At 67.3% G+C, this 23559-nt stretch carries 18 protein-coding genes; 5 read left to right on the top strand and 13 right to left on the bottom strand.

What is annotated here, in order from left to right:
* Window positions 1–85: 85 nt before the first annotated feature.
* From GOPIP_RS23685 to GOPIP_RS23655, 7 genes are all read right to left on the bottom strand, one after another.
* Window positions 86–1069, bottom strand: coding sequence for a TauD/TfdA dioxygenase family protein (locus GOPIP_RS23685; RefSeq protein ID WP_006372367.1), 984 nt, complete (start codon window positions 1067–1069; stop codon window positions 86–88).
* 101 nt (window positions 1070–1170) lie between these two features.
* The gene (locus GOPIP_RS23680; protein ID WP_006372366.1) at window positions 1171–1611 is read right to left on the bottom strand and encodes a nitroreductase family deazaflavin-dependent oxidoreductase; all 441 of its coding nucleotides are present in this window, start codon (window positions 1609–1611) and stop codon (window positions 1171–1173) included.
* A gap of 11 nt (window positions 1612–1622) precedes the next feature.
* Window positions 1623–1817 carry a hypothetical protein gene (locus tag GOPIP_RS23675; protein WP_006372365.1) on the bottom strand — a complete coding sequence of 65 codons (195 nt, stop codon included), beginning with the start codon at window positions 1815–1817 and terminating at the stop codon, window positions 1623–1625.
* Between the two features lie 358 nt (window positions 1818–2175).
* A complete protein-coding gene (locus tag GOPIP_RS23670) occupies window positions 2176–3279 on the bottom strand; it encodes an ABC transporter substrate-binding protein (protein WP_006372364.1) in 1104 nt (367 codons plus the stop codon).
* 88 nt (window positions 3280–3367) lie between these two features.
* Complete coding sequence (locus GOPIP_RS23665; protein ID WP_006372363.1) at window positions 3368–4171, bottom strand: ABC transporter permease; 804 nt, start codon at window positions 4169–4171, stop codon at window positions 3368–3370.
* Complete coding sequence (locus GOPIP_RS23660) at window positions 4168–4974, bottom strand: ABC transporter permease (RefSeq protein ID WP_170320242.1); 807 nt, start codon at window positions 4972–4974, stop codon at window positions 4168–4170. Before GOPIP_RS23660 ends, GOPIP_RS23665 begins: the two co-directional genes overlap by 4 nt.
* Window positions 4949–5800: an ABC transporter ATP-binding protein gene (locus GOPIP_RS23655; protein ID WP_006372361.1), complete on the bottom strand. Its 852-nt coding sequence runs from the start codon at window positions 5798–5800 to the stop codon at window positions 4949–4951. The genes GOPIP_RS23660 and GOPIP_RS23655 overlap by 26 nt, the downstream gene beginning before the upstream one ends.
* Window positions 5801–6208: 408 nt before the next feature.
* Here GOPIP_RS23655 and GOPIP_RS23650 point away from each other — a divergent pair, with 408 nt between their 5' ends.
* Window positions 6209–6418 (top strand): hypothetical protein, encoded by a 210-nt coding sequence (locus GOPIP_RS23650; protein ID WP_014358789.1) that lies wholly within the window; start codon window positions 6209–6211, stop codon window positions 6416–6418.
* A 22-nt stretch (window positions 6419–6440) separates the two neighbouring features.
* Here the strand turns inward: GOPIP_RS23650 and GOPIP_RS23645 are convergent, their stop codons facing one another.
* Entirely contained in the window at window positions 6441–7724 is a 1284-nt protein-coding gene (locus GOPIP_RS23645) for a DNA polymerase III subunit delta' (protein WP_006372359.1), read from the bottom strand.
* 75 nt (window positions 7725–7799) lie between these two features.
* Here GOPIP_RS23645 and GOPIP_RS23640 point away from each other — a divergent pair, with 75 nt between their 5' ends.
* The gene (locus GOPIP_RS23640) at window positions 7800–9380 is read left to right on the top strand and encodes an adenylate/guanylate cyclase domain-containing protein (RefSeq protein WP_244421209.1); all 1581 of its coding nucleotides are present in this window, start codon (window positions 7800–7802) and stop codon (window positions 9378–9380) included.
* Between the two features lie 42 nt (window positions 9381–9422).
* Here GOPIP_RS23640 and GOPIP_RS23635 read toward each other — a convergent pair whose 3' ends face one another.
* The gene (locus GOPIP_RS23635; protein WP_006372357.1) at window positions 9423–9860 is read right to left on the bottom strand and encodes a MarR family winged helix-turn-helix transcriptional regulator; all 438 of its coding nucleotides are present in this window, start codon (window positions 9858–9860) and stop codon (window positions 9423–9425) included.
* Window positions 9861–9939: 79 nt separating this feature from the next.
* Between GOPIP_RS23635 and GOPIP_RS23630 the strand changes: the two genes are divergently transcribed.
* Window positions 9940–11436 carry an MFS transporter gene (locus GOPIP_RS23630; RefSeq protein WP_006372356.1) on the top strand — a complete coding sequence of 499 codons (1497 nt, stop codon included), beginning with the start codon at window positions 9940–9942 and terminating at the stop codon, window positions 11434–11436.
* A 91-nt stretch (window positions 11437–11527) separates the two neighbouring features.
* Here GOPIP_RS23630 and topA read toward each other — a convergent pair whose 3' ends face one another.
* From topA to GOPIP_RS23615, 3 genes are all read right to left on the bottom strand, one after another.
* Entirely contained in the window at window positions 11528–14602 is a 3075-nt protein-coding gene (gene topA, locus GOPIP_RS23625) for a type I DNA topoisomerase (protein ID WP_006372355.1), read from the bottom strand.
* 257 nt (window positions 14603–14859) lie between these two features.
* Window positions 14860–15453: a hypothetical protein gene (locus GOPIP_RS23620; protein ID WP_006372354.1), complete on the bottom strand. Its 594-nt coding sequence runs from the start codon at window positions 15451–15453 to the stop codon at window positions 14860–14862.
* Between the two features lie 155 nt (window positions 15454–15608).
* Complete coding sequence (locus GOPIP_RS23615) at window positions 15609–15812, bottom strand: cold-shock protein (RefSeq protein WP_004022110.1); 204 nt, start codon at window positions 15810–15812, stop codon at window positions 15609–15611.
* Between the two features lie 407 nt (window positions 15813–16219).
* On the opposite strand from GOPIP_RS23615, the gene sftH reads away from it, so the two are divergent.
* Together sftH and GOPIP_RS23605 are read left to right on the top strand one after the other, a co-directional pair.
* Entirely contained in the window at window positions 16220–18580 is a 2361-nt protein-coding gene (gene sftH, locus GOPIP_RS23610) for a DEAD/DEAH box helicase (RefSeq protein WP_006372353.1), read from the top strand.
* Between the two features lie 41 nt (window positions 18581–18621).
* Window positions 18622–20736, top strand: a complete 2115-nt coding sequence (locus tag GOPIP_RS23605; RefSeq protein ID WP_006372352.1) for a helix-turn-helix transcriptional regulator — start codon at window positions 18622–18624, stop codon at window positions 20734–20736.
* Here GOPIP_RS23605 and GOPIP_RS23600 read toward each other — a convergent pair.
* On the bottom strand, window positions 20704–23493 hold the full coding sequence (locus GOPIP_RS23600) for a helix-turn-helix transcriptional regulator (RefSeq protein ID WP_006372351.1): 2790 nt from the start codon (window positions 23491–23493) through the stop codon (window positions 20704–20706). The two genes, GOPIP_RS23605 and GOPIP_RS23600, sit on opposite strands and share 33 nt — an antisense overlap.
* Between the last annotated feature and the right edge of the window lie 66 nt (window positions 23494–23559).

The following is a 23559-nucleotide window of genomic DNA, read 5'->3' as shown; positions in this document are numbered from 1 at the left end:
GACAGCCGACTGTGGCAGGATTACCTCGGGAATCCGGCCACAGATGATTCAGTTTTCTCTCAGTTTATTCACAGGTATGTGGACGTCAGGCAGCGAACACCTCCAAGCGCCGGGACTGCTCCACCGACGAGTAGTGCGACGCGTCGCCCTGGAGAATCCGGCTGCTCTGGCCGTGGATGTCGACGGGTACGTCACCGGCGAGTGTGATCCGATGCAGTTGACGTTTCTGGTCACCGAAGTCGGAGATCCCGTAGTGCTGGGTGGCGCGGTTGTCCCAGATGACCAGGTCACCGTAGCTCCAGTTCCATCGGAAGGTGTTCTCCAGCTTGGTGATCCGATCCTGCAGTAAGTGGTAGAGGTTCGCGAACTCCGAGGCCTTGAGTCCACGGAACTCCTTGGCGAAATGCCCCAGGAGGAGACTGCGCTCACCGGTTTCGGGATGCACGCGCACCACGGGATGCAGGGTCTCGTACTCGGTACTGGTGAACTCGGCGTAGTGCTCCTGCTTCTGGACGACGTCGATACCGCCCGACGGCTCCTTCTGGCTGACGTAATCGTAGAGGTTGGAGTGAGTGGCCCAGAGATTCTCGACGAGCGCCCGCAGCGGCGTGGGCAACTGCTCGTAGGCGGCGACCGTGGAAGCCCATGTGGTCGCACCGCCGTAGGTCGGCAGCACGATCGGGCGCAGCAGCGACGCCTTGGGGATGCGGTCGACGAAGGTGACGTCGGAGTGCCAGCTGTTGGCGGCTCCCTCGATCGTCAGCAACTGGTCGCCGCGAGAGGTGACCGTCGGATGCGGCGCGGTCGGCTCACCGAGCAGCGAGGCGAACGCATACTGACTTGCATCGTCGAGATGTTCCTGCCCCGAGAACGCCACCACCTTGTTCACGGCGAGAGCGGTGCGGATGGCCTCGACCTGCTCGGTCGAGACGTCCCCACCGAGGCGCACACCGTCGATCTTGGCGCCGATATGCTCCCCCAGCTTGGTGACAGTGATGCCTGCGTCCTGGTAGAGCTGTTCGGCGGCGGCCGCGCGGTCGGTGCGGGCATCGATTTGAGCCAATGTCATTGCGATCACCTTTCGTTCGTCGCCACCCACTCTCCGTGGACGCGCGGCGAACACGCATGATCTGGCTCAGGGTGATTCCAACCTTCATGGCCGCCGACGGATCACACCCGCGGAGTCAGCTCGACAATCGCGATGGGACGCGTGGTCTTGCTCTGATACTGCGCGTAGCGCCCGTTGTTGACGTCGTCGACGAGGTCCCAGCGTCGGGCGTAGTCGGGGTCGTCCGGATAGGTGGCGCGGGCGGTGACCGGAACATGACGACGGCCGACCTGGATCTCGACGTCCGGGATGGCCTTCAGGTTGGCGAGCCATGCGGGCGGGCGCGGTGATCCGCCGTTGGAGGCGACGACGAGATAGGTCTCGTCGTCACGGGCATAGGTCAACGCCGTCGTCCGTGGCTGCCCGCTCTTGCGTCCGGTCATGTGCAGCAGCAGGGTCGGGTTACCCATCAGCAGACGGCGCCCGATCAGACCATGACTGTGCTGGTAGATCCACTGATGCGCCTTGAGCACGGTGACGAACAGGTCGGTCGACACCGACACGAGGGCGCTACCTACTTCGGCTCGTCGACCGGCGAGCCGCCACCCTCGGTGTCGTCGCTGGCGGTCGCGCTGGCGTCGTCGGACTCGTCCTCGTCCTTGGCCAGCGGGTCATAGCCGGGGACGCCCTCGAGCACGGTGAGTTCGTTGTCGATCGCGGCCTCGACCGCCTTGGCCTCGTCCTTGATCTTCTTGATGAACTCGGACATGTCGTCACTCCTCGTCACAGTTCGCCCGGGCCGCGGTGCACCGGGCAGACCTTCAGCGTATCGGAGCACGCCCGGTGGGCGGATTGTGACGCCCGGTCGACGGGATATGGCGCCCGGTCGATGGTCGTTGATGGTGCGGCGTGGCGGATGCGGAGGCGGCTGGTCTCGAGACCTGTTGCGGTGGTGATGATTCCGGTGCCCGTGGGACCGGATACTCACCGGTGCAACGGGTCTCGAGGCTCCGTCGCTATCGCTCCTCCGCACCTCGACCATCGGAGTGGGATGGTCGGGTGTCGGGCAGGAGTGATCGACCATCAGGGCGGGATGGTCGGGTGTCGGGCGGGATCGAGCGGGGGGATCAGGCCCGCTTCAGGGTCGGGTCCTCCTCGTAGACCTCCTTGATGAGCGACATGTCGAAGATCTGCTCGGGCTTGATCTGGTAGCCGGCCTTGGCAAGGGCTTCGATGTTCTCGGCGATCAGCGCGTCGGTCATGGTGAGCAACCCGTTGGCCTTGGTGTCGTCGGAGACGACGAGGGTGTTCTGGGCGGTCGCTTCCTTGACCTGTTCGGCCTCATCGAGACCAAGATCCTTGCCGTACTTGGTGACGGCGAGTTTCGCCGAGCCCGCGGGATCGGCGATGGCGTCGTACCACCCCTGGATATCAGCCTTGAGGAAGGCTTTCAGCTTGTCGCGCTCGTTGTCGATGGTCTCCTGGCGCACGACGAGGGTTTCGGCGACGAGCGGTAGGTTGAAGTCCGCGAAGAGGAACGCCTTGTTCTCGAAACCCTGCTCGGCCAACGTGATCGGCTCGTTGGTGATGTAGGCGACCCAGCCGTCGACCTCACCCTTGGTCAGCGGGGTGGGATCGTATTGCACGGTGATCTTCTGGACGTCGGATTCGGTCAGCCCGTTCGCGGTGAGCAGCGCCTTGAAGACGTTCTCGTTGGAGGCCTGCACACCGATCTTCTTACCCTTCATCTCCTGCGGGGTGTTGATGGGCTTGGCCGCCGAGGAGACGATGCAGAATGGATTCTTCTGGAAGGTCGCCGCAACGGTTTTCAGCTTCGCCCCCTGCAGGATGACCGGAGCGGTGAGCTGTGGGGCGGTCATGCCGATCCACACCTTGTTCGACGTCAGACCCGTCTCCACCCCGGTACCCGCACCACCGCCGGTGAGCAGTTCCGGCGTGCCGACGCCCGCCTTCTGGTAGTAACCCTTCTCCAATGCCCAGTATTCGCCGGCGAATTCGATGTTCTTCTGCCACGACAGCTGCACCTTCGGGTTGGTCGACGACGCGCCGCTGCCGCCCGAGCTGCCGCTGCTACAGGCCGACAGCACACCGGCGGCGCCGAGCGCACCCGCTGCCCCACCCGCCATCAGCGTGTAACGAAGAAAGGATCGGCGGTCGAATCCGGCGCTACGACCGGCGGTTCCGCGCTGAGGTGTGTGGTGCTGATTCATGGTGTGGTGTCCCCTCTTTCCGGGCTGTCCCGGGTCTTTTACCTGTTGGTTACTCCCGGGGCGGCAATGGCCCGGGACGGTGGTTCGATCAGTTCTCGCTCATGCCCATCTGCCGCAGCACCACCGTCTCGATCACGCCGACGACGGCGTAGACGACGATCGACGACACCGTGATCACCACGACCGATGCCCACAACTGGTCGTAGGCTGCGGCCGGAAGGGCTTGCTGCAGAGTGGCTCCCAGACCCTTGTTGGTTCCGAGCCACTCGGCGACGGTCGCGCCGATGAACGCGCCGGGCACCGACACCTTGGCCGCGCTGAACAGTGCGGGCACCGCCGACGGCACGGCTGAGCGCCGCAGCGCGGTCCATCGACCACCGCCGTAGACGGCGATGACGTCGTCGAGGTGCCTGGGCGCGTTGGCGAGCCCGGTCATGATCATGACCAGTGCCGGGAAGAATACGACGATTCCACCCATCACCGCGACGACCGCGACACCGCGTCCGACGACGAGCGTGATCAGCGGGGTCATCGCGACCAGCGGCACCGACCGCAGGAGCATCGCTATCGGCATGAATGTCTGTGCGGCCGGACGATATACGACGAACAGTGCGGCGGCGAGCACGGCGGCGATCATGCCGGTGACAAAACCCACCGCCGCATCCTTGAGGGTGATCCACAGGTCGGCGAGGATCTGGTGACGCGAATCCGCCGCGTCGGGTGCGGTGAAGAGATATGCGTAGACGTCGGCCGGCGTGCGTCCGATGATGGGCCCGATGTCGGGGAATGCCAAGAGGAACAACCACCAGATCACCAGGATCAGGATCAGCGAGGCGAGCAGCGACCCGAGGAATCTCGCGACCGCCCACAGACTTCCCGCTCCGGCGCTCATCCGAGCACCGCCAGACCCGTCGACCACCGCGTGACGAACCGCGCCACCACCGCGACGATCGCGTAACCGATGCCTGCCACCAGCCCGGCGAGCAACGCGATCGCCCACACCTGTGGGATGTCACCGGCCTGCTGGGCGATGATCATTGCCGGTCCGGCACCTTGCTCGGGCATAGCGAGGAACTCACCGAGCACCGCGCCCAGCACGGCGGCAGGGGCGGCGATCTTGATGGCGGCCAACGTATTCGGGAGCGCGGCGACCGAGCGGACCCGCCACAGCTGCACGAGACGTCCGCCGCCATAGACCCGAACCAGATCAAGACTGCCCTTGTGCGGCGAACGCAACCCCGACAGGGTGCCGATCATCGTCGTGAAGAACACCGAGATCGCCGCGAGGAACACGATCATCGTCTGCACCTGCGCGAAGGCCACCTGAACGATCGGCGCGACGGCGATGATCGGCGTGCAGTAGGAGATGATCGCGAGTTGGGTGGCGAGACCCTCGACCGGCGGCACGACGATCACCAGCACCGCGAGCGCGATCGCCAGCGCGTTGCCCCAGAGGAATCCGCGTAACGCGAGCGAGATGGTCGCCGAGAAATTGTCGACGTAGAACGCAGAACCCTTGTCGCCGATGGCCGTACACACCGCCCACGGGGTGGGGATGGTGCCGTGGAACCACTGCAGGGCACCCGCCATCCACCACAGGAGAATCAGACCGACGATGCCGATCGCGCCCGCGGCCCACCGGTCGGCACCCGCGCGCGACGCCGAGATGCTAGCCACCCACAGCCTCCGTGGCATCGACGGCCGAATCGGCGTCCTTCGCGCCGAACAGCAAGCCCGAGAGGTGATCGTGAATCGCGTGGAACTCGGGTGTGCGCATCATCTCCGGGGTCCGGGGGCGCGGCAGATCGATGCGCACCGTCTCGATGACGCGTCCGGGCCGTGGACTCATCACCGCGACCACGTCGGAAAGGAACACCGCCTCGGCGATCCCATGGGTGACCATCAGTGTGGTGGCGGGCTTCTCGGTCCAGATCCGCAGCAATTCGATGTTGAGTCGTTGGCGGGTCATGTCGTCGAGCGCACCGAACGGCTCGTCGAGCAACAACGCGGTGGGGCGCACGACCAGCGCGCGGGCGATCGAAACCCGTTGGCGCATACCGCCGGAGAGCACCGCGGGTTTGGCCTTCTCGAATCCCGTGAGCCCGACGAGTTCGATGAGGTCGGCGACGAGACCGTCGGCGGCGGGCATGCGACCCACCTGCAATGGCAGCTTGATGTTCGACTCCACCGACCGCCACGGCAGCAGCGCCGAGTCCTGGAAGGCGATGCCGAGCTCGTGATTGCGTTGCAACTCCTTCGGGCTCTGCCCGTTCATCAGTACCGTCCCCGACGTCGGGGACTCCAGCCCCGCGAGGATGCGCAGAACCGTGGATTTTCCGCAGCCCGAGGGCCCCAGGAGAGACAGGAACTCCCCTTCCGAGGTCTTGAGGTCGACCTCGGCGAGCGCGGTCACCGTCGACGATCCGCGGATCGTCCGAGTGGTGAATTCCTTGGTGAGTCCGGTGATGTCGAGTCCGGTGCCGGGTGGGCGCGGCGTGGCGGGAACCATGCGACGCCACATTAGGAGGGCGTCGTTTCTGTCGGGTTACCGACGCGTAACCGAGTTCGTCCACCTGAACGACGCACGCCCCGTATTCAGGTCCCCGTGCCCTAGCGTGTGAGCCGTCGCAGTAGGAGGGGAATCAGCAGGAGGGGAACGATGAACGCACCGCAGCACCATCCGGGCCAGCCGTATCCGCAACAGCCGTACGCGGGTCCGCCACAGCCGTACCCGCAACCACAGCCATACCCGCAGCAACCGTATGCCGGGCCGTACGCGGGTCAGCCCCACCCGCCGGGCGCGTACCTCGCTACACCGCCGGGCGCGCACCGCGCTACACCAACGGACGCGTACCGCGCTACACCAACGGACGCGTACCGCGCTGCACCAACGGGCGCGTACCGCGCGGTCTTCAAGCGGCACACCGGGATGGTGGTCTTGGCGCTGACCAGCCCCACACAGACGGTCGGCACCTGGCCCGAGATCCGCAAGGCCTTCTGGGCGGCACAGACGCACTGCCTCACGCTGGGCTGGTGGGGCATCATCTCGTGTCTCGCCTACAACTGGATCGCGATCTTCGGCAACATCTCCGAACTCAACCGGGTCCGCGAACTCGCCAAGCGCAACGGCGACGTCTGAGCGAGGGCCCGATCGCGCGGACTCACACCCGTTCGGTCGCACGCATCGCCAGCCCGATCCGTGCGACCATCGCATCGACGGCGAACTTGGGTTTGACGTTGACGTCGAGCGCCTCGCGGCATTCGAGCACCGCCTCCACGCATCGCAACAACTGTTCGGGACTGGCATACGAGGCCATCGGCCGCGTGGTGTCGTCGGTCTTGTCGGGGTGCATCGCGGTCACCTGGGCGCCCATCGACAGCACCAGAGCGTCGCGATAGAGGGCGGCAAGGTCGACCAGAGCCCGATCGAGGACGTCACGACCGACCCGTGTGGCGCGTGACTTCTGGCGCCTCTCCAGTTCTTTCAGTGCCCCGGCGCTCCCGCGTGGCGCACGGGCGGTGCCCTTGCCGGTTCCGCCGGCACCGAGGGCGGTCTTGAGTTCCTCGGTCTCGGCCTCGTCGAGTTCGGCACTGATCGCCTTGGCCGCGGTCTCGGCCGAGCGCACGAGATCCTCGGCCGCCTTGTACGCCGTCGAGTCTCGGGTGGCCGCCCGCGCGATCCCGAGCGCCGATTCCCGTTGTGCGCGGGCGTCGGGGTCGGTGGCCAGGCGCTTCGCGCGCCCGATGTGGCCGCCACAGACCGACGCCGCCCAGCGGGCCGCCTCGGCGTCGATGCCGTCGCGATCGACGAGCACGCGCTCGATGTCGGCGGTCGACGGCGTGGTCAAGGCGACGTGACGGCACCGCGAGCGCAACGTGACCGAGATGTCCTCGGGATCGACCGACGGGGCGCACAGCAGGAATACCGTCCGCGACGGCGGTTCCTCGACAACCTTCAGCAGCGCATTCGCGGCCTGCTCGGTGAGCCGATCGGCGTCCTCGACGATCACGATCTGCCAGCGGCCCGTGCCCGGACGACGCGAGGCGACCTGCACGATCTCACGCATCGAGTCCACCGACAGGCTCAACCCCTGCGGCACGATGTTGCGCACGTCGGCGTGGGTCTGCGCCATCACCGTCGAACAGGCGCGGCACTCGCCGCAGCCGATGACCTCGGGGTCCTGACATTGCAGTGCCGCGGCGAAACAGGTCGCGGCCACCGACCGGCCGCTGCCGGGCGGTCCGGTGAACAACCAGGCGTGGGTCATCGACGACCGCGCCGGATCGCCGAGATCCTCGTTGCCGTCGGCCTCGCCGAACATCGACACGGCGCCGGCGGCGTGCTCGTCGAGTCGATTCGCCAGGCCACGTGCCGCGCGGGCGGCGTCACCCAGGTCGGCGATCACCGCCTTTTGCCCGATCATCCGGTCGAAGACATTTGTCACACCCTCACCCTAAACCGCACGTCGGACACGTCCGATTCGTCGACCGCGTTTAACAATTGCAAGCAGCCAGCTACCGTGGTTGACGTGATTGAGCGTCGGTCGTGGGTGTCAAAAGCCCTGCACACGGGGAAGTGGCTGATCCGCACCCCGTGGCCGATTCTTGCGCTCGACATGCTGCGTGCCAACCTGGTCGGCGCGTTGTTCACCTTCGCGTTCCTGCGGTTCGGGATGCCCGCGAGCGACTCGTTCCGCTTCGACGAGATCACCACCCTCAATCAGGCGATCTTCGCCGCCTACCTCGTGGTCGCCATGATCGTCGGCGCGGTCTTCAGTATCCAACTGTCGTTGCCGGTGCTGATCTGGCATCGGCGCCGCACCCGCCTGGACAACGAGGGCGCCCGGCGGCGGGCGTTACAACTGCCGATGCTGCTCTCGGCGGTCAACGTCGGCATGTGGCTGGTCGGCGGCATTCTGTTCACCTGCGTGAATCTGACTGTCTCGCACCGGGATGCGTTCATCGTCGCGATGGCCAGCTTCATCGGCGCACTGGTGACCTGCGTGCTGAGCTTCCTGCAGTTCGAGAAGGTGCTGCGGCCGATCACCGTCGCGGCGATGGCCAACAACCCCGACAACGCGATCGCACCGGGGGTCACCACCCGCATCACCGTGTTCTGGGTGATCAGTGTGGTCGCCCCGATGCTGGTCATCGTCGGCCTGATCACGATGCAGCGGCTGAACTTCATCGAGACCGACGCCGCCGGGCTGCAACGGCCGATCCTGTGGATGGCGTTGGCGTCGTTGGCTTTCAGCCTGCTCGCGATCGTGCGGGTGGTCGCGGCGATCAACGACCCGATCAAACAATTGCGCCGTGCACAGTCGAAGGTGTCCGCGGGCGATCTCAACGCCGCGGTGAAGATCTACGACGGATCCGACCTCGGCCTGCTGCAGGCCGGTTTCAACGACATGGTGGCCGACCTGCGCGAACGCCAGCAGTTGCGCAACCTGTTCGGCCGCTACGTCGGTGAGGACGTCGCGCGCCGGGCCATCGAGATCGGCACCGAACTCGGCGGCGAGGAACGCTATGTGGGAGTGCTGTTCGTCGACATCGTCGGCTCGACGCGCCTGGCGGTGAACCGGCCCCCGCGGGAGGTCGTCGACATGCTCAACGAGTTCTTCCGCGTCGTGGTGGCGGTGGTCGGTAGGCACGGCGGCTTCGTCAACAAATTCCAGGGTGATGCCGCGCTCGCGATCTTCGGTGCGCCCCTGGACCTCGAGGACTTCGCCGGTCGCGCACTGGCATCGGCACGCGAGCTGCGCATCGAGCTCTACCGGACCCTCGGCGACACCGACATCGGCATCGGGGTGTCGGCGGGCAAAGCGATCGCCGGGCACATCGGGTCCGAACAGCGCCTGGAGTACACCGTCATCGGCGACCCGGTCAACGAGGCGGCCCGGCTGACCGAACTCGCCAAGGACGAGCCCACCCGTGTCCTCGGCTCGGCGCGTGCGGTGTTCCTGGCCTCGCACGAGGAGGCCGAGTACTGGGAGATCGGCGAAGGCGTCGAGCTGCGCGGCCGCGGCATCGAGACGCTCCTCGCCCGGCCGCGGGTGGACCCGATGAACACGAGTCCGATCCCGGTCACCGAGGTTCGCTAGCCGGCTCCCGGCCACGCCCGGCCCGTCGTCCGGGGCGGCCGGTCAGGTGGCCTCGGCGATGGCTTCCAGATAGCGGGCCACGATGGCGAGTTCGTCGCCGTCGAAGCGCTGGTTGAACTCACGCATCTGTGCGGTGATCCCTTCGTAGTGACTCACCACCTCCGGGACCCGCTCGGCAATCGCCGCGATCTCCACCCGACGACGATCCGTTTCGCTGGGTGTGCGCCGGACGAAACCAGCGTCGACCAGACGGTCGATCACCCGGGTGACCGTGCTGCCCGGCAAGCCGGCCGCCCGGACCACCTCGCCCGGCGACATCGGGCCGTCGTGGCGGGCGATGAGTCCGAAGGTCTGCAGGTCCACCACGTTGAGGCCGAGTTCGCGGGCGACCCGCTCGTTGCGCAGCACGGCTCCGCCGATCAGCACCTGGAGCGCCGTGTTGATGCGTCGCTCGATGACCTCTTGTGCTTCCTTCGGCATCGACCTACTCTTTCCGTATCAGAATATTTCCGCTTCGGAATAATCTCCGTGTGGTAGCTACTACTCGAGGACGGTCACCATGCTCTCTCACGTTTCCCCGGAGCCGTCGACGACCATCTCCCCGCGACGACGCACCCTCGCGATGGCCGTGCTCATCGGTGCCTCCTTCATGGACCTGTTCGACGTCACCATCATGCAGGTCGCACTGCCCTCCATCCGCAACGACCTGCACGCCGACGCCGCACAACTCGAATGGATCATCGCCGGCTACATGCTCGCGTTCGCCTCGATGCTGATCACCGGCGGCCGACTCGGCGACGCCATCGGGCGACGACGAGCCTTCCTCATCGGGGTCGCCGGGTTCACCCTCGCGTCGCTGGCCGGGGCATGCAGCCCTGATGCCGATCTGCTCATCGTCGCCCGCGTCGCCCAGGGACTCTTCGCCGCGGTGATGGTCCCGCAGGGCCTCTCGACGCTGCAGGCGCTCTATCGGCCGCGCGAGCGTGCCCGCGTCTACGGCATGTTCGGGGCGATCTCGGGGATGGCCGCGGTCGCGGGTCCGATCCTGGGCGGGGTCCTGGTCAGCGGCGACGTCGCGGGACTCGGCTGGCGGTCGGTGCTGCTGATCAACGTGCCGGTCGGCATCGTGCTGCTGGTCCTCGGTCGCGCGTACATCCCGGACACCCGCGACACCGAGCCGGCCGATCGTGACCTGATCGCCGTCGCGCTCTCCGCGGGCGGCGTCGTCGCGGTGCTCTACCCGATCGTCGAGGGACACACGCTGGGCTGGCCGGCGTGGTCGTGGGCGGTGATGGCCGGTGGCGTGGTGTTGCTCGCGCTATTCGTCGTCCGCCAGCGAGCCGTCGCGCGGGCCGGCCGGGCACCACTGCTCCCGGGACGTCTGTTCGCCAACCGGGGCTTCTCGGTCGGCCTGGTGGTGCAGACGGTGTTCCAGGGCTCGATGAACATCGTGACCCTCACCTTGATGCTCTACGTGCAGTCGACGCTGGGCTATTCGGCGCTGAAGGCCGGGATGACGATCTTGGCATTCGCCCTCGGCGCCTTCGCCGGGTTCGCGATCGCCGGCCCGTTCGCCCGCTTCGGCCGGCACCTGATGTTCGTCGGTGCGCTCCTGCAGTCGACCGGCACCTTCGTCACGCTCCTGATCGTGCTGCACGAGGGCGCTGCGCTGACTCCGTGGGACATCGTCGCACCACTCGCGGTGATGGGCGCCGGTCTGAGCATGCTGGTGATGCCGCTGGTCGAGGTCGCACTGGCCCTGGTACCTGTCCGGTGGGCCGGGGCCGCGTCGGGTGTCTTCGCGACCTTCCAACAGCTCGGCGCCGCCGTCGGGATCGCGGTGGCCGGCACCACCTACTTCGCCGTGCTCGGAACGGATCTCGCGGTGCCGCACGCGGCGCACGCCTTCGCGGTGACCGCGGCGCTCGGCGCGGCCGGCTACCTGATCGCGGCATTCGCCTCACTCGCACTGCCCAACCGGGAGCAGGTCCTGGCCCACGAGGAGGCTGTCCGGGCGGCGATCGAAGCCGAAGAGGAAGGGCTCTCCGCGATCTGACGACGGATCAGGTTGCGCACGAGACCAATTCACCGCACCGCGCGGGTCGCGGCCCGGCTGATCCACCGGATCGCGACCCGGTGAGACCGGATCAGTCGTCCTGTGTGGTCTTGTTGGCAGTCGTCTTCTTCGCCGCAGCCTTCTTGGCGGGCGCCTTTTTCGCCGCGGTCTTCTTCGCGACGGTCTTCTTGGCGGCCGCCTTCTTCGCCGGGGTTTTCTTCTTGGTGGCCTTCTTCACCGGGCCGCGGGCACGACGTTCGGCCAGCAACTCCATCGCCCGTTCCGGCGTGATGCTGGCGACCTCGTCACCCTTGCGCAGGCTGGCGTTGGTTTCGCCGTCGGTGACGTACGGGCCGAAACGGCCGTCCTTGATCACCATCGGCTGTCCGCTGACCTCGTCGTTCTTGCCGAGTTCACGCAGCGGCGGAGCGGCAGCGGCCCGGCCTCGACGCTTGGGCTCGGAGTAGATCTTGAGGGCCTCGTCGAGGGTGATGCTGAACAACTGATCCTCGCTGGTCAGCGACCGCGAGTCGGTGCCCTTCTTCAAATACGGGCCGTAGCGGCCGTTCTGGGCGGTGATCTCCTCGTTCGTCGCCGGATCGACGCCGACCACGCGCGGCAACGACAGCAGCTTCAGCGCGTCGTCGAGCGTGACGGTGGAGATGTCCATGGTCTTGAACAGCGATCCGGTCCGCGGCTTGGGGCCCGCGGCCTTCTTGGCGGTCTTCTTCGCAGCGGCCTTCTTGGCGACCGCCTTCTTGGCAGCGGTCTTGGTGGCCGTCGAACCGCCGGAGGTCGACCCGCCCGTGTCCGCCGGGGTGTCGTCGAGCGGGACGACCTCACCGTCACCGGCGCCACCACCGTCACGCGGGGTGGGCCCGGCCGGGATCGTCGCCGGCGCGCCGGCCGAGCCGGAATCGTCACCGTCTTCCTCGGCGGGCAGGATCTCGGTCACGTACGGACCGAATCTGCCCTCCTTGACCACGATTTCGTGCCCGGTCACCGGATCGGTGCCGAGTGTGCGTCCCTCCTGCGGGGTGGAGAACAGCTTCTCCGCCACGGCGAGGGTGAGCTCGTCAGGGGTCATGTCGGCGGGCAGGTTGGCCCGCTGCAGGTCCGGTTCGGCGTCGGCGCTCGCGGCGACGTTACGTTCGAGGTACGGACCGAATCGTCCGACGCGCACGTAGACCGGTCGGCCCTGCTCATCGTCGAACAGGCGGATCGAGTTGACCTCGCGGGCGTCGATCTCCTCGAGATTGACCCCGACGAGCTTCTTCAACCCCCCGTGCTTGGCGATTTCCGAGCCGGCTATTTCCGCGTCATGCTCGGCATTCGCGGCCGAATCACCGAAGTAGAACTCGGTGAGCCACCGGGTGCGGTTCTCCTGACCATTGGCGATCTGATCGAGATCATCCTCGAGCGACGCGGTGAAGTCGTAGTCGACGAGGCTCTCGAAGTAGGCCTCCAGCAAGCCGACGACGGCGAACGCGATCCATGAGGGCACCAGCGCGTTGCCCTTCTTGACCACATAACCGCGGTCCTGGATGGTGCCGATGATCGAGGCATAGGTCGACGGGCGACCGATGCCGAGCTCCTCGAGCACCTTCACCAGCGACGCCTCGGTGAAGCGGGCGGGCGGGTTGGTGGAGTGGCCGTCGGCACGCAGCTCCGAGGCGGTCAACGACTGGCCCTCGGTCAGCTGCGGCAGGCGGTTCTCGGCGTCGTCGGCCTGGCCACCCGCCTGATCGTCAACGGTCTCGACGTAGGCCGACAAGAAGCCCGGGAAGGTGATCGTGCGCCCGGACGCGGCGAAGGTGCATTCCTCGCCGCTGGTGGCGGTTCCGGTGATGCGCAGGCTCAGGGTGGTGCCCTTGGCGTCGGCCATCTGGCTGGCCACCGTGCGCTGCCAGATCAGTTCGTAGAGACGGAATTCGTCGGTCTCGAGCTGCCCGGCGACCTGGCCGGGCGTGCGAAATGTCTCGCCGGCCGGGCGGATCGCCTCGTGAGCTTCCTGGGCGTTTTTGACCTTTCGCGTGTACTGCCGCGGGGTCGGGTGAACGAAGTTGTCGCCGTACAGCTCTCGCGCCTGCGTGCGAGCGGCGTTGATGGCCGACTCGCTCAGCGTCGTCGAGTCGGTACGCATGTAGGTGATGAAGCCGTTCTCGTACAGGCGCTGCGCGATGCGCATGGTGCGGTCGGAGGAGAACCGCAGCTTGCGGCCGGCTTCCTGCTGCAGCGTCGAGGTCATGAACGGCGCGTACGGACGTCGGGTGTAGGGCTTCTCCTCGACCGAGGTGACGGTCATGTCGGCGCCGTCGAGGGCGCCGGCCAGCGCGGTGGCCCGGGACTCGTCGAGGACGATGACGCCGTCGGCCTTCTTCAGCACGCCCTTCGGGGTGAAATCACGGCCGGTCGCGACGCGCGCGTCGTCGACGTTGACCAGGCGCGCGGAGAAGCTGCGCGGATTGGATTTGTCCTCCTGCGACCCGCCGGCGTTCATGGTGGCGTCGATGTCCCAGTACTCCGCGGAGACGAACGCCATGCGCTCTCGTTCACGCTCGACGATGATGCGGGTGGCCACCGACTGCACACGGCCCGCCGACAGCTTCGGCATGACCTTCTTCCACAGCACCGGGGAGACCTCGTAGCCGTAGAGACGGTCGAGGATGCGGCGGGTCTCCTGGGCATCGACGAGATCGATGTCGAGGTCGCGGGGGTTCTCCGCGGCCGCCCGGATGGCCGGCTCGGTGATCTCGTGGAACACCATCCGCTTGACCGGGATCTTCGGCTTGAGCGTCTCGAGCAGGTGCCAGGCGATCGCCTCCCCCTCGCGGTCACCGTCGGTGGCGAGATAGAGCTCGTCGACATCGCGCATCAGCGACTTGAGTTCGGTGACCGTCGACTTCTTGTCGGGCGAGACCACATAGAGCGGCTCGAAGTTCTCGTCGACGTTCACACCGAGCCGCGCCCAGGACTGGCCCTTGTACTTGGCCGGGACGTCAGCGGCGCCGCGCGGCAGGTCCCGGATGTGTCCACGGGAGGACTCGACCACATAGTTCGACCCCAGGTACCCGGCGATCTTGCGCGCCTTGGTGGGCGACTCGACGATCACGAGTCGTCGGATCGCTTTGCCGCTCGTGGGGCTTGTGGTGCTGGTCTCGGCCAACGGGGGTCCTTCGCTATCGAGTCGGTCTTCGGGCGGATGATTGTGCCCGGAGCCGCTCTTGTTCGTTCAGTGGGTTTGTACCTTATAGATAGCGCCTATTGCACATCCGAATTCCCGGCAAGGTATACCCGAAGGACCGGACATCTCGAATTCTTTCGATGAATCAGCTGGTCAGACGGCTGTGAAGCATGCATCACATTTCGGCGTCATCGGTGTCACCCGATACGAGGACGCGACGGTCGCGGGCACCTCGGCGATCAGCCGGCACCGGGCCACTCGCGAGCCGTCGCACCGGGTGGCGGCGGGCCGACGTACTCGGCCAACCGCGCCAGCCGGCGACGCCCCACACGGAGCGCAGGCGCCCCGATCCGGTTGCCGACGAGGGTCGGCGCGATACCCACGCGCATCAACGCGGTGGCGAGCACCGGATGCGATTCCGGGCAGTGCGCATCGAGCCCGAGGAGGTACTGTCCGGTCGGATCGGTGCGGCCGGCTGCCAGCACCCAGAACCGCAACGCATGCGGTGTCGGGACCCACGCGGTGGGCATCGTCTTGACCGCGCCCGTCGACCAGCGGCGGTGCAGTTCGTCGAGACGCGGGCTCGGCGCGGTGCGCGCCAAGGGATTGCCCTCTTCGGAGGTGATGACCTCGGCGTCGAGCCCGATCGTCCGCACCTGCGCGACGATGGCATCGGCGCGCCACCGATCGCCGACGACGACCGACACGCGCGTACCGATCACGTCCGCCCCGGCATACACCGGCGCCGACTGCCCGGGACCGGCGAGCAGACCCGCCAGGTCGTCGATCGCCGGTTCGTCGGTCTCCGCCGAGAAAAACGCCAACTGACCCACGGTTATGAGACTACTGCGCCGCGCAGTACCAGTGGCCTCGCCCGTCACACGGGTCGCAGGACACCCCGGCCGGGCAGAGAAAACCGCTCCCGGTCTGGATGACCAGACCGGGAGCGGTTAAGACAAACCTCTTCGCGTTGCCGCGAGGTCGCCTATCAGACGGCGCGGACGCCCGTCGCCTGTGGGCCCTTCGTGCCCTGCCCGACCTCGAACTCGACACGCTGGTTCTCTTCGAGGGTGCGGAAACCGGATCCCTGGATCTCGGAGTAGTGGACGAACACGTCGTCGGACCCCTCGTCAGGAGCGATGAAGCCGAAGCCCTTTTCCGCGTTGAACCACTTCACAGTTCCCTGTGCCATTACTGCAATCCTTCACATTCATTCGATCTGACTCCGATACGAGATGTACTCGCACCGTGGCCGGTTCTGACCGCCATACCTCGAAGAAACCCCGGTGAACCGTGGACGCGGTTCGGTGAGGGAATAACTCAGTACCACGGCTGCAACCCGATTCCCCCGATCACCGCAGTGACGATGCATCGGAAGAAGCTGCGGCCGCACATAGTCAATCACGTCTGGCACCGATGCGATAGTCACAGGAACCAGTGGGAACGAAAATGTGGACGATTTCAGCTGATTGACATCAGGCAGTAACATCTGCACGGACGTCGCGCCAGAGCGCCACATATCGATCCGGTCTCGAATTCCCGTCGCAGAGCACGAGAACCACATTCGACACCGCGCGACACAGAAGACAACAAAGAGTTATGAGCCTGCACACCTTCGGAACCGAACTCCTCCGCCGCTCCCTCGCCGGTACCGAAGCGGACTCTGGTCCTATCACGCACCTGTCCGTCATCCCGTCGCGCACAGCGACTTTCACTGACTGGCCGGAATGGGTCGACGAGAACGTGCGAGAGGCATTCGAGGCGGACGGCATCACGAAACCATGGATTCATCAGGCAGCCGCAGCCGAACATGCACACTCGGGTCGGCATGTGTCCATATCCACGGGCACCGCATCGGGAAAGTCGTTGGCCTACCAATTACCGATCCTGAATGCACTGCTCACCGAACCACATTCCACCGCACTGTATTTGGCGCCCACCAAAGCGCTCGGCGCCGACCAGATCCGGGCGGTCTCCACACTGACCGCCGGACGCGGACCCTTTGCACACCTCGCGCCGTGCGCCTACGACGGCGACACCGATCCGAACATACGACATTGGGCACGCACGCATTCCCGGTGGATCTTCACCAATCCCGACATGCTGCACATCGGGATACTCACCGGCGTGCTCTCCGGTGGCGGCGGCTCGTCGGCGGGCCCGGTGCGCGGGCAGTGGCGGCAATTCTTCCGGCACCTGCGATACATCGTGATCGACGAATGTCACCACTACCGTGGGGTGTTCGGGTCACACACGGCGCTGGTCCTGCGACGGTTGTTGCGACTGGCACGAGCGTGCGGATCGAATCCGACGGTGATCGCCGCGAGCGCGACCGTCGCCGACCCGGCCGCCGCGCTGTCCCGGCTCATCGGCGAACCGGCGGTCGGGGTGACCGAGGACGGATCACCGCGTGGCGAACGCACCATCGCCCTGTGGGAGCCCGATTTCGTGCCGGGAATCAGCGGCGAGAACGACGCGCCCGTCCGCCGATCCGCAGGTGCCGAATCCTCAAGACTACTGGCCGATTTCGTCATCGAAGGCGCACGCACACTGTGCTTCGGGCGCAGTCGGCGCGGCGTGGAGATCACTGCACTCGGCGCCCGTGATCTGTTGGCGCACAGCGCTCCCGAGCTCGTCGACAAGGTCGCGGCGTATCGTGCCGGGTATCTTGCCGACGACCGACGCAAACTCGAACAGGCCATCTCCTCCGGCGAACTCGTCGGCGTGGCGACCACCAACGCACTCGAGCTCGGCGTGGACATCAGCGGCCTCGACGCGGTCATCATCGCCGGGTACCCGGGCACCGTCGCATCCTTCTGGCAGCAGGCCGGGCGCGCCGGTCGTCAGCGCACCTCGGGCGACGCGCTCGTGGTGCTCGTCGCCCGTGACGATCCGCTCGACACCTATCTGGTCCATCACCCGCAGGCACTGCTGGGCACACCGGTCGAGGCGCCGGTCATCGACCCGACCAACCGCTATATCCTTGGCCCCCACCTACTCTGTGCGGCAACCGAATTCCCGTTGCAGGACGCCGAGATCGAGCAATGGCGCGCCGGCGAGCTGGTCGCCGACCTCGCTGCGCAGGGGCTGCTGCGCAGGCGCAAGGCCGGTTGGTATGCCGCGCCCGGGGTGGATCCGCACGGCGACATCGACATTCGCGGTGGCATCGGCGGACAGGTCCTGATCGTCGACGCGACCACCTCGGAGTTGCTCGGCACCGTCGACGCCGGACGCGCCCCGGCCACCGTGCATCCCGGTGCCGTGCACATCCATCAGGGCCGCACCTACGTCGTCGACGAACTCGACCTCGACGATGGACTGGCGCTCGCCCACCCGGAGGAGCCGGACTGGACGACCTCGGCCCGGGAAACCACCGAGATCACCATCACCGACGTCATCGCCGCCACCGATCACGGGGCGCTGCACACCGCGTTGGTCGACGTCGACGTCACCCACCAGGTCGTCGGCTATCTGCGCACGCTGCTCTCCGGCGAGGTGCTCGACGCCGTCGAACTCGACATGCCACGTCAGACACTGCACACCCGCGCGGTGATGTACACGCTGCCGCCGGAGGTACTCGCTGCCGAGGGGATCGACGCGACCCGACTGCCCGGCTCGCTGCACGCCGCCGAACACGCCGCCATCGGTCTCCTGCCGCTGATCGCGACGTGCGACCGCTGGGACATCGGCGGGCTCTCGACCAACCTGCACCCCGACACCGGATTGCCCACGGTGTTCGTATACGACGGCTATCTGGGCGGCGCGGGGTTCGCCGAACGCGGCTACACCGAATTCGCCGCCTGGATCGCCGCCACCCGCGACGCCGTCGCCGACTGCGGCTGCGAGAGCGGCTGCCCGTCCTGTGTGCAGTCCCCCAAGTGCGGGAACGGAAACGACCCCCTCGACAAGGCCGGAGCGATCACCACCTTGTCGCTGCTGTCCGCGTTGCTCGTAGGCTGAGGTGAGCCCGGGTGGGCGAGCAGCAAGAACGGGGGTGCGCCATGCCCACGACCTCGGCCCACGGATCGGCCCGGGATATCCTCTCGGGGTTGCGCGCCCGGGAATTCGTCTCGGCACTCATACTCACCGACGACAGCCACGGCGATGAGGTGCTCGACGCCGTACACGCACACGCCGCCGCCGACGGCCTGCCGGTCGTACGCCTGAGCGCAGAGCCCACGACCGGTACCGCTGCGTCGGCGCCCCGCCCGGGTGACATGTCGGCGCTGCGTGGGCTGGTGGACCAGGTACTGGCCTCGGCCGAATCGATCACCACCGAGCAGCGCAGCGCACTACGCGTCGCCTTCGGCATCGAAATGGGCCCGCCGCCGACCCGACTGATGCTGTGCACCGTCATCGTGTCGTTGTTACATGCCTGGGCAGGTGAGCATCCCGGCGCACTGCTGTTGATCGATCGCGCCGACCGCCTCGACCCGTCCAGCGCGGACATCCTCGCGCCGGTGATCCGACGACTCCGCCATACCGGTGTGCAGGCCGTCTTCTCCTCCGCCCCCGGCGACACGGTCTTCGACGATCGCCTCGCCGAACGGATCTGGCCCGATGAGCCCCTGCCGCCTCCTGCCGATGCCGAGAACCGCACCGCGCGAACAGGTGTGGACTTCGACGAGTCCGTCGTGGCCGCCCGTGCCGCAGCGTCCGACGATTCGGCGAGCACCACCGCGTTACTCGCGCCAACTCCCGCGCACAGCCCGTCGGGGCTGGAACATGCGGTGGCCGAAGCATTCTCGTCATTCGCGCAAGGCCACCCGACAGGACCGGTGTATGCAGCCCTATTGTCTGCGGTGACCGCGCATCACGATCACACGGATCGACGTCTCGTCGATGACGCGGTGTGGTTGCTGACCTTCCTCGAACAATGCACCGGCGACGGAGCCCGCGACGGCCTTCGCGCGGTGCTGAGATCACTGCCCAATGCGCCGGTCTGGACACGGATCGACGGGCGCATGCAGCTCGCCGAGTCGCCCGACGCTGCGGTCGATCAGGCCGATCGTCTCGTCGATGATCTCGCGGTGGCCTCCGACCCGACCACCGTCCTGCGGACCGCGTTCGTCACCCGGACACGCCATCATCGCTTCTGGTGGCGGGATTCGCTCGTGCGGGTGCTCTCCGATCCCACCGCCACACCCCCCACCATCGCGGCGGCCGCCGCCCTACTGAGCACCGAGCGTCTCACGGCCGGCGACTGGACCGTCGCAAAGGATCTCGTCGCGCGGACCCGGCAGATCGCGGACGGACTCGGATATCGCATCCCTGGCACCGAATGGGCCGACCACACCGACGCGCTGCTGGCCGCCTACCGTGGAGACGCCGACGCCGTCGATGTCGCCGTCTACCGGATGTCGCTGTGGGACAATCCCTCCGGGATCTTCATCCGGGGTCGAGCCGCCCAGGCCCGAGCGGTGCTTGCCCTGGGTGCCGGCGCCGGACAACGCGCCCATCGACTCTTCGGTCAGGTCGCTGCAGACGGGAACCACACGGCACTGATCGACTCCGATGCGCGGATGGTCCTCGACGTTGCCCAAGCCGCGGTCGCGGCATCGGCCACCGCCGACGTCGCCGCCCTCATCGAGCGACTCACCGGCGACGACAAGGGTATGCCGCTGCGGCGGCTGGAGCCGTTGCTGCGCGCCGGGGCGCTGGCCGTACTGACTTGTCGGCGTAGCGATTTCGAGCAAGCGCTCGCCGTACCCGACGCCGACCGACGTCCGTTCGATCTCGCGCGTATCCGCCTGTCCTACGGCGTCATGCTGCGCAGCCGCGGTGATCGCGCGGCGGCCCGCCACGAACTGCGCAGTGCGGCATCGATCTTCCGCGGGTTACGAGCGCGCCCGTGGCTGGCACAGGCGGAGGAGGAACTCCGCCGGCTCGGCGATGCGCCCGGCGCACGGGCGACCCTGACCGACCTCACCCCCATCGGCCTGCGCGTTGCCGAACTCGCCGCGTCCGGACTGAGCAACCGGCAGATCGGCGAACTGCTGCACCTCTCGCCGAGTACAGTCGGCACCCACCTGTCCTCGGTCTACGCCACCCTGGGGGTGACATCTCGTGCGGCGCTGCGCGATTCACTCGGTCGGGATGCGGGCCCGGGCGGCTGAGGCACCGATTCCGAGCGCTTGCAAGGCATCACGCAGCCCGCCACGTGAACCAATACCCAGCTTGACGTACGCATGGTGCAGATGATTACCGACCGTACGCGCGGAGATCCCCATCTGCACAGCGATCGCCTTGTTGCTCATGCCCGATGCCGCGGCCTCGGCGATGCGCAGCTCCCGATGGGTCAACCCACCCGCGATGGGTCCACCCAGAACCTCACGCGCGACGATCGTCGTATCGAGTTCGGCCCGCACCAGCTCGACCCACTCCTGACACCCCAGCTCGTCGAAGAGACGCACCGCGTGCGTCAGGGGCTCCCGCGCGTGGGCGACGGCATGGTTGCGGCGCAGATGGGCCCCGAAGGAGTACTGGATTCGGGCGACATCCATCGGCCACTGTGACGCTTCGGGCACCGCCAACGCCGCCTCGAACAGGTACCGCGCGGCCGCACCGGTGAGCACCAGCGCTTGCGCGGCGAGGTGGATCATCCGGCAGCGGGGGGAGATCACGCCGAATCCGTTGCGCGTCATGGCCTCAACGTGCACTCGCGCCAGATCAGGTCGTCCGACCTGCCGCGCGGCAAGGACGACGTCGAGGTGCGCCGACCGCGACGTACGCCAACCGGCACCGAACTCACCGATCGGGCCGATCGCATTCGCGCGCTCGAGGACCACGGTGGCATCGGAACGTGAGGCAGCAGAGGCCAGCTCGGCACGTGCCGCCTGCTCCACGACGCGGTGCGCACGGCGCGGGATGGCCCATGCCGTCATGCGGCGGACGCATTCAGAGATCACCACTGCCTCACCGACACCCGCGGCACACCGGGCCCGCTGCGCATCCACACCCCATGACAGGAGATTGAAACCCGCAGACCCCCAGCGTGTTATCGCGTGATCGAGACGCTGCTCGGCACGGGCGAAGTCACCGCGGCCGACGTCGTCGTCGGCGAGCATCAGCGTTGCCCAGATGGCCGGCACGACCGGCCCCCGATCGTCGGCGAGTTCGATCAGGCGCTCGAGGTGATGTGTCATCGAGGCCACCCGATCCACCGTGGCCGCAGCCTCGGCGACGAGGATGATCGCCGTGGGATCGGTGTGGTCGTCGACCATGCCGATGGCCGCCTCAACCTCGTCGGCACGCACCTCGCCGTCGAGTAGCCCGAAGGCGGCGCGGCGTGTGAGGCGCCCAGCCCGCGGGGCGCCGCCCACCGCGTGCAATGTGCGCCGGTATGCGCGCAACCAATCGTCACGCCCGGAAAGCCAACAGACCCAGCGCAGTTCACCGATCGCCTCGGCGAGCAGCGGGTCGTCGGGGGTGCCGTGGCCGTGGTCGACGATGGCCTCCTCGAGGAGCCGATGGGCCATGTCGAGGTCGGTGAGCATCCCTCGGGAGGCGACGGCGGCGATGGCGAGAGCACCGTCGAGAGTGCCGGCCACCGTCGGATCATGTAGGCGCATCTCGGTGACGAGCCGCGACGCGACGGCGAGATCGACCGATGCCGCCAGATAGGCCGCCCGGGCCAGCCGACGCGCACGCTCGGCGGGTCTGGCGTCGATGGTGGCCGCGGCTTCGAGACCGTCGATCGCGCCGCGCCAATCCCCCAGGTGCCGCGTTGCCTCCGCGGACGCCTCCCGCATGGCAGCCCGACGGGGCACCGACGCGATCGCGTCCACCGTTGCCGGTTCGGGTATGCCCTGCACGGCCAGCACCGCGCCGAGCGACCGGTGTGCGAGATCCCGTTCGGCACGGGTGGCGCCGTCGGCGATCATGCCGAGGACCACCGGATGCAGGCATCGCATCCGGGTCGCACCGACGAGTTCGACCAGCCCGTTGCCGAGTGCGGGCAGTGCGGCCACCAGTGCGTCACGTCCACCGAGGACGTCGTCGAAGTCGCCGATCGGGCGGTCGGGATCGATCGCGTGCATCCCGAGCAGCAGCCGGGTATCTGCGGGTAGGTCCGCGATGGTCTCGGCCATATGCCGCGCAAGACGCGAGGTGAGGGCAATCTGTGCCGGTACCGGCTGCAGACCGCGGCGTTGATCTTCGGTGAGGCTGCGTGGGATCTCGCGGACCGCCAACGGATTTCCCAGGGACGCCGCGAGAATCGCGCTCCGCAACCGTGGCTCGAGAGCGGGATGACCGGCGTCGAGCAGGCGACCGGACTCGGCCTCGGTCAACGGTCCCAGTGCCAGTCGGGTGCCCAGGAGCGGCGCCGCGCGCCCCGCTTGCACGGAAGTGATGATGGCCAGTCGTGACAATCGCCGTGCGCCAAGGTCTTCGACGACGCCGGTCGACTCGGCGTCCAGGCGGGTGAGATCGTCGATCACCAGTAGTGTCGGGCGGTGGGCGAGGTGGTCGGCCAGAAGGGCGCTCACGGCATCGGCGACCTGCCGACCGTCCGGCGACGGACCCGGCGCGAATCCGAGAGCGACCCGCACCGCGAGAGACCCCGTCTGCTCACCCGCCCGGGATAGCAGTAGAGGTAACAACAACTGGTGGAGTCCGGCGTAGGGCTCGGCCGATTCGTCGTCGGCGCCCGAAGCGGCCAACACATCCATGTCCAGCGCAGTGGCACGACGTACGGCCACGTCCAGCATCGTCGTTCGGCCGGTGCCGGGGCCGCCCACGATCGTGAGGGCGCGGCCGTCGCCGGAGATGCCCGATGTCGCGGCGAGCAACACATCGTCGATGCGGTCGATCACTCGCCGGCGGCCGACGACTCCGGCGTCCCCCGACAGCGCCGACTCGTCCTCACTCACCGGTCATTCGTAACACGAAGTATCCCGCGTACTGCGCGGATTGCGCGGTGCCGCAAATCCACCGAC

It is taken from the genome of Gordonia polyisoprenivorans NBRC 16320 = JCM 10675 (genome assembly GCF_000241325.1).
Lineage (GTDB): Bacteria > Actinomycetota > Actinomycetes > Mycobacteriales > Mycobacteriaceae > Gordonia > Gordonia polyisoprenivorans.
This window is presented reverse-complemented; position numbering and strand designations above follow the sequence as displayed.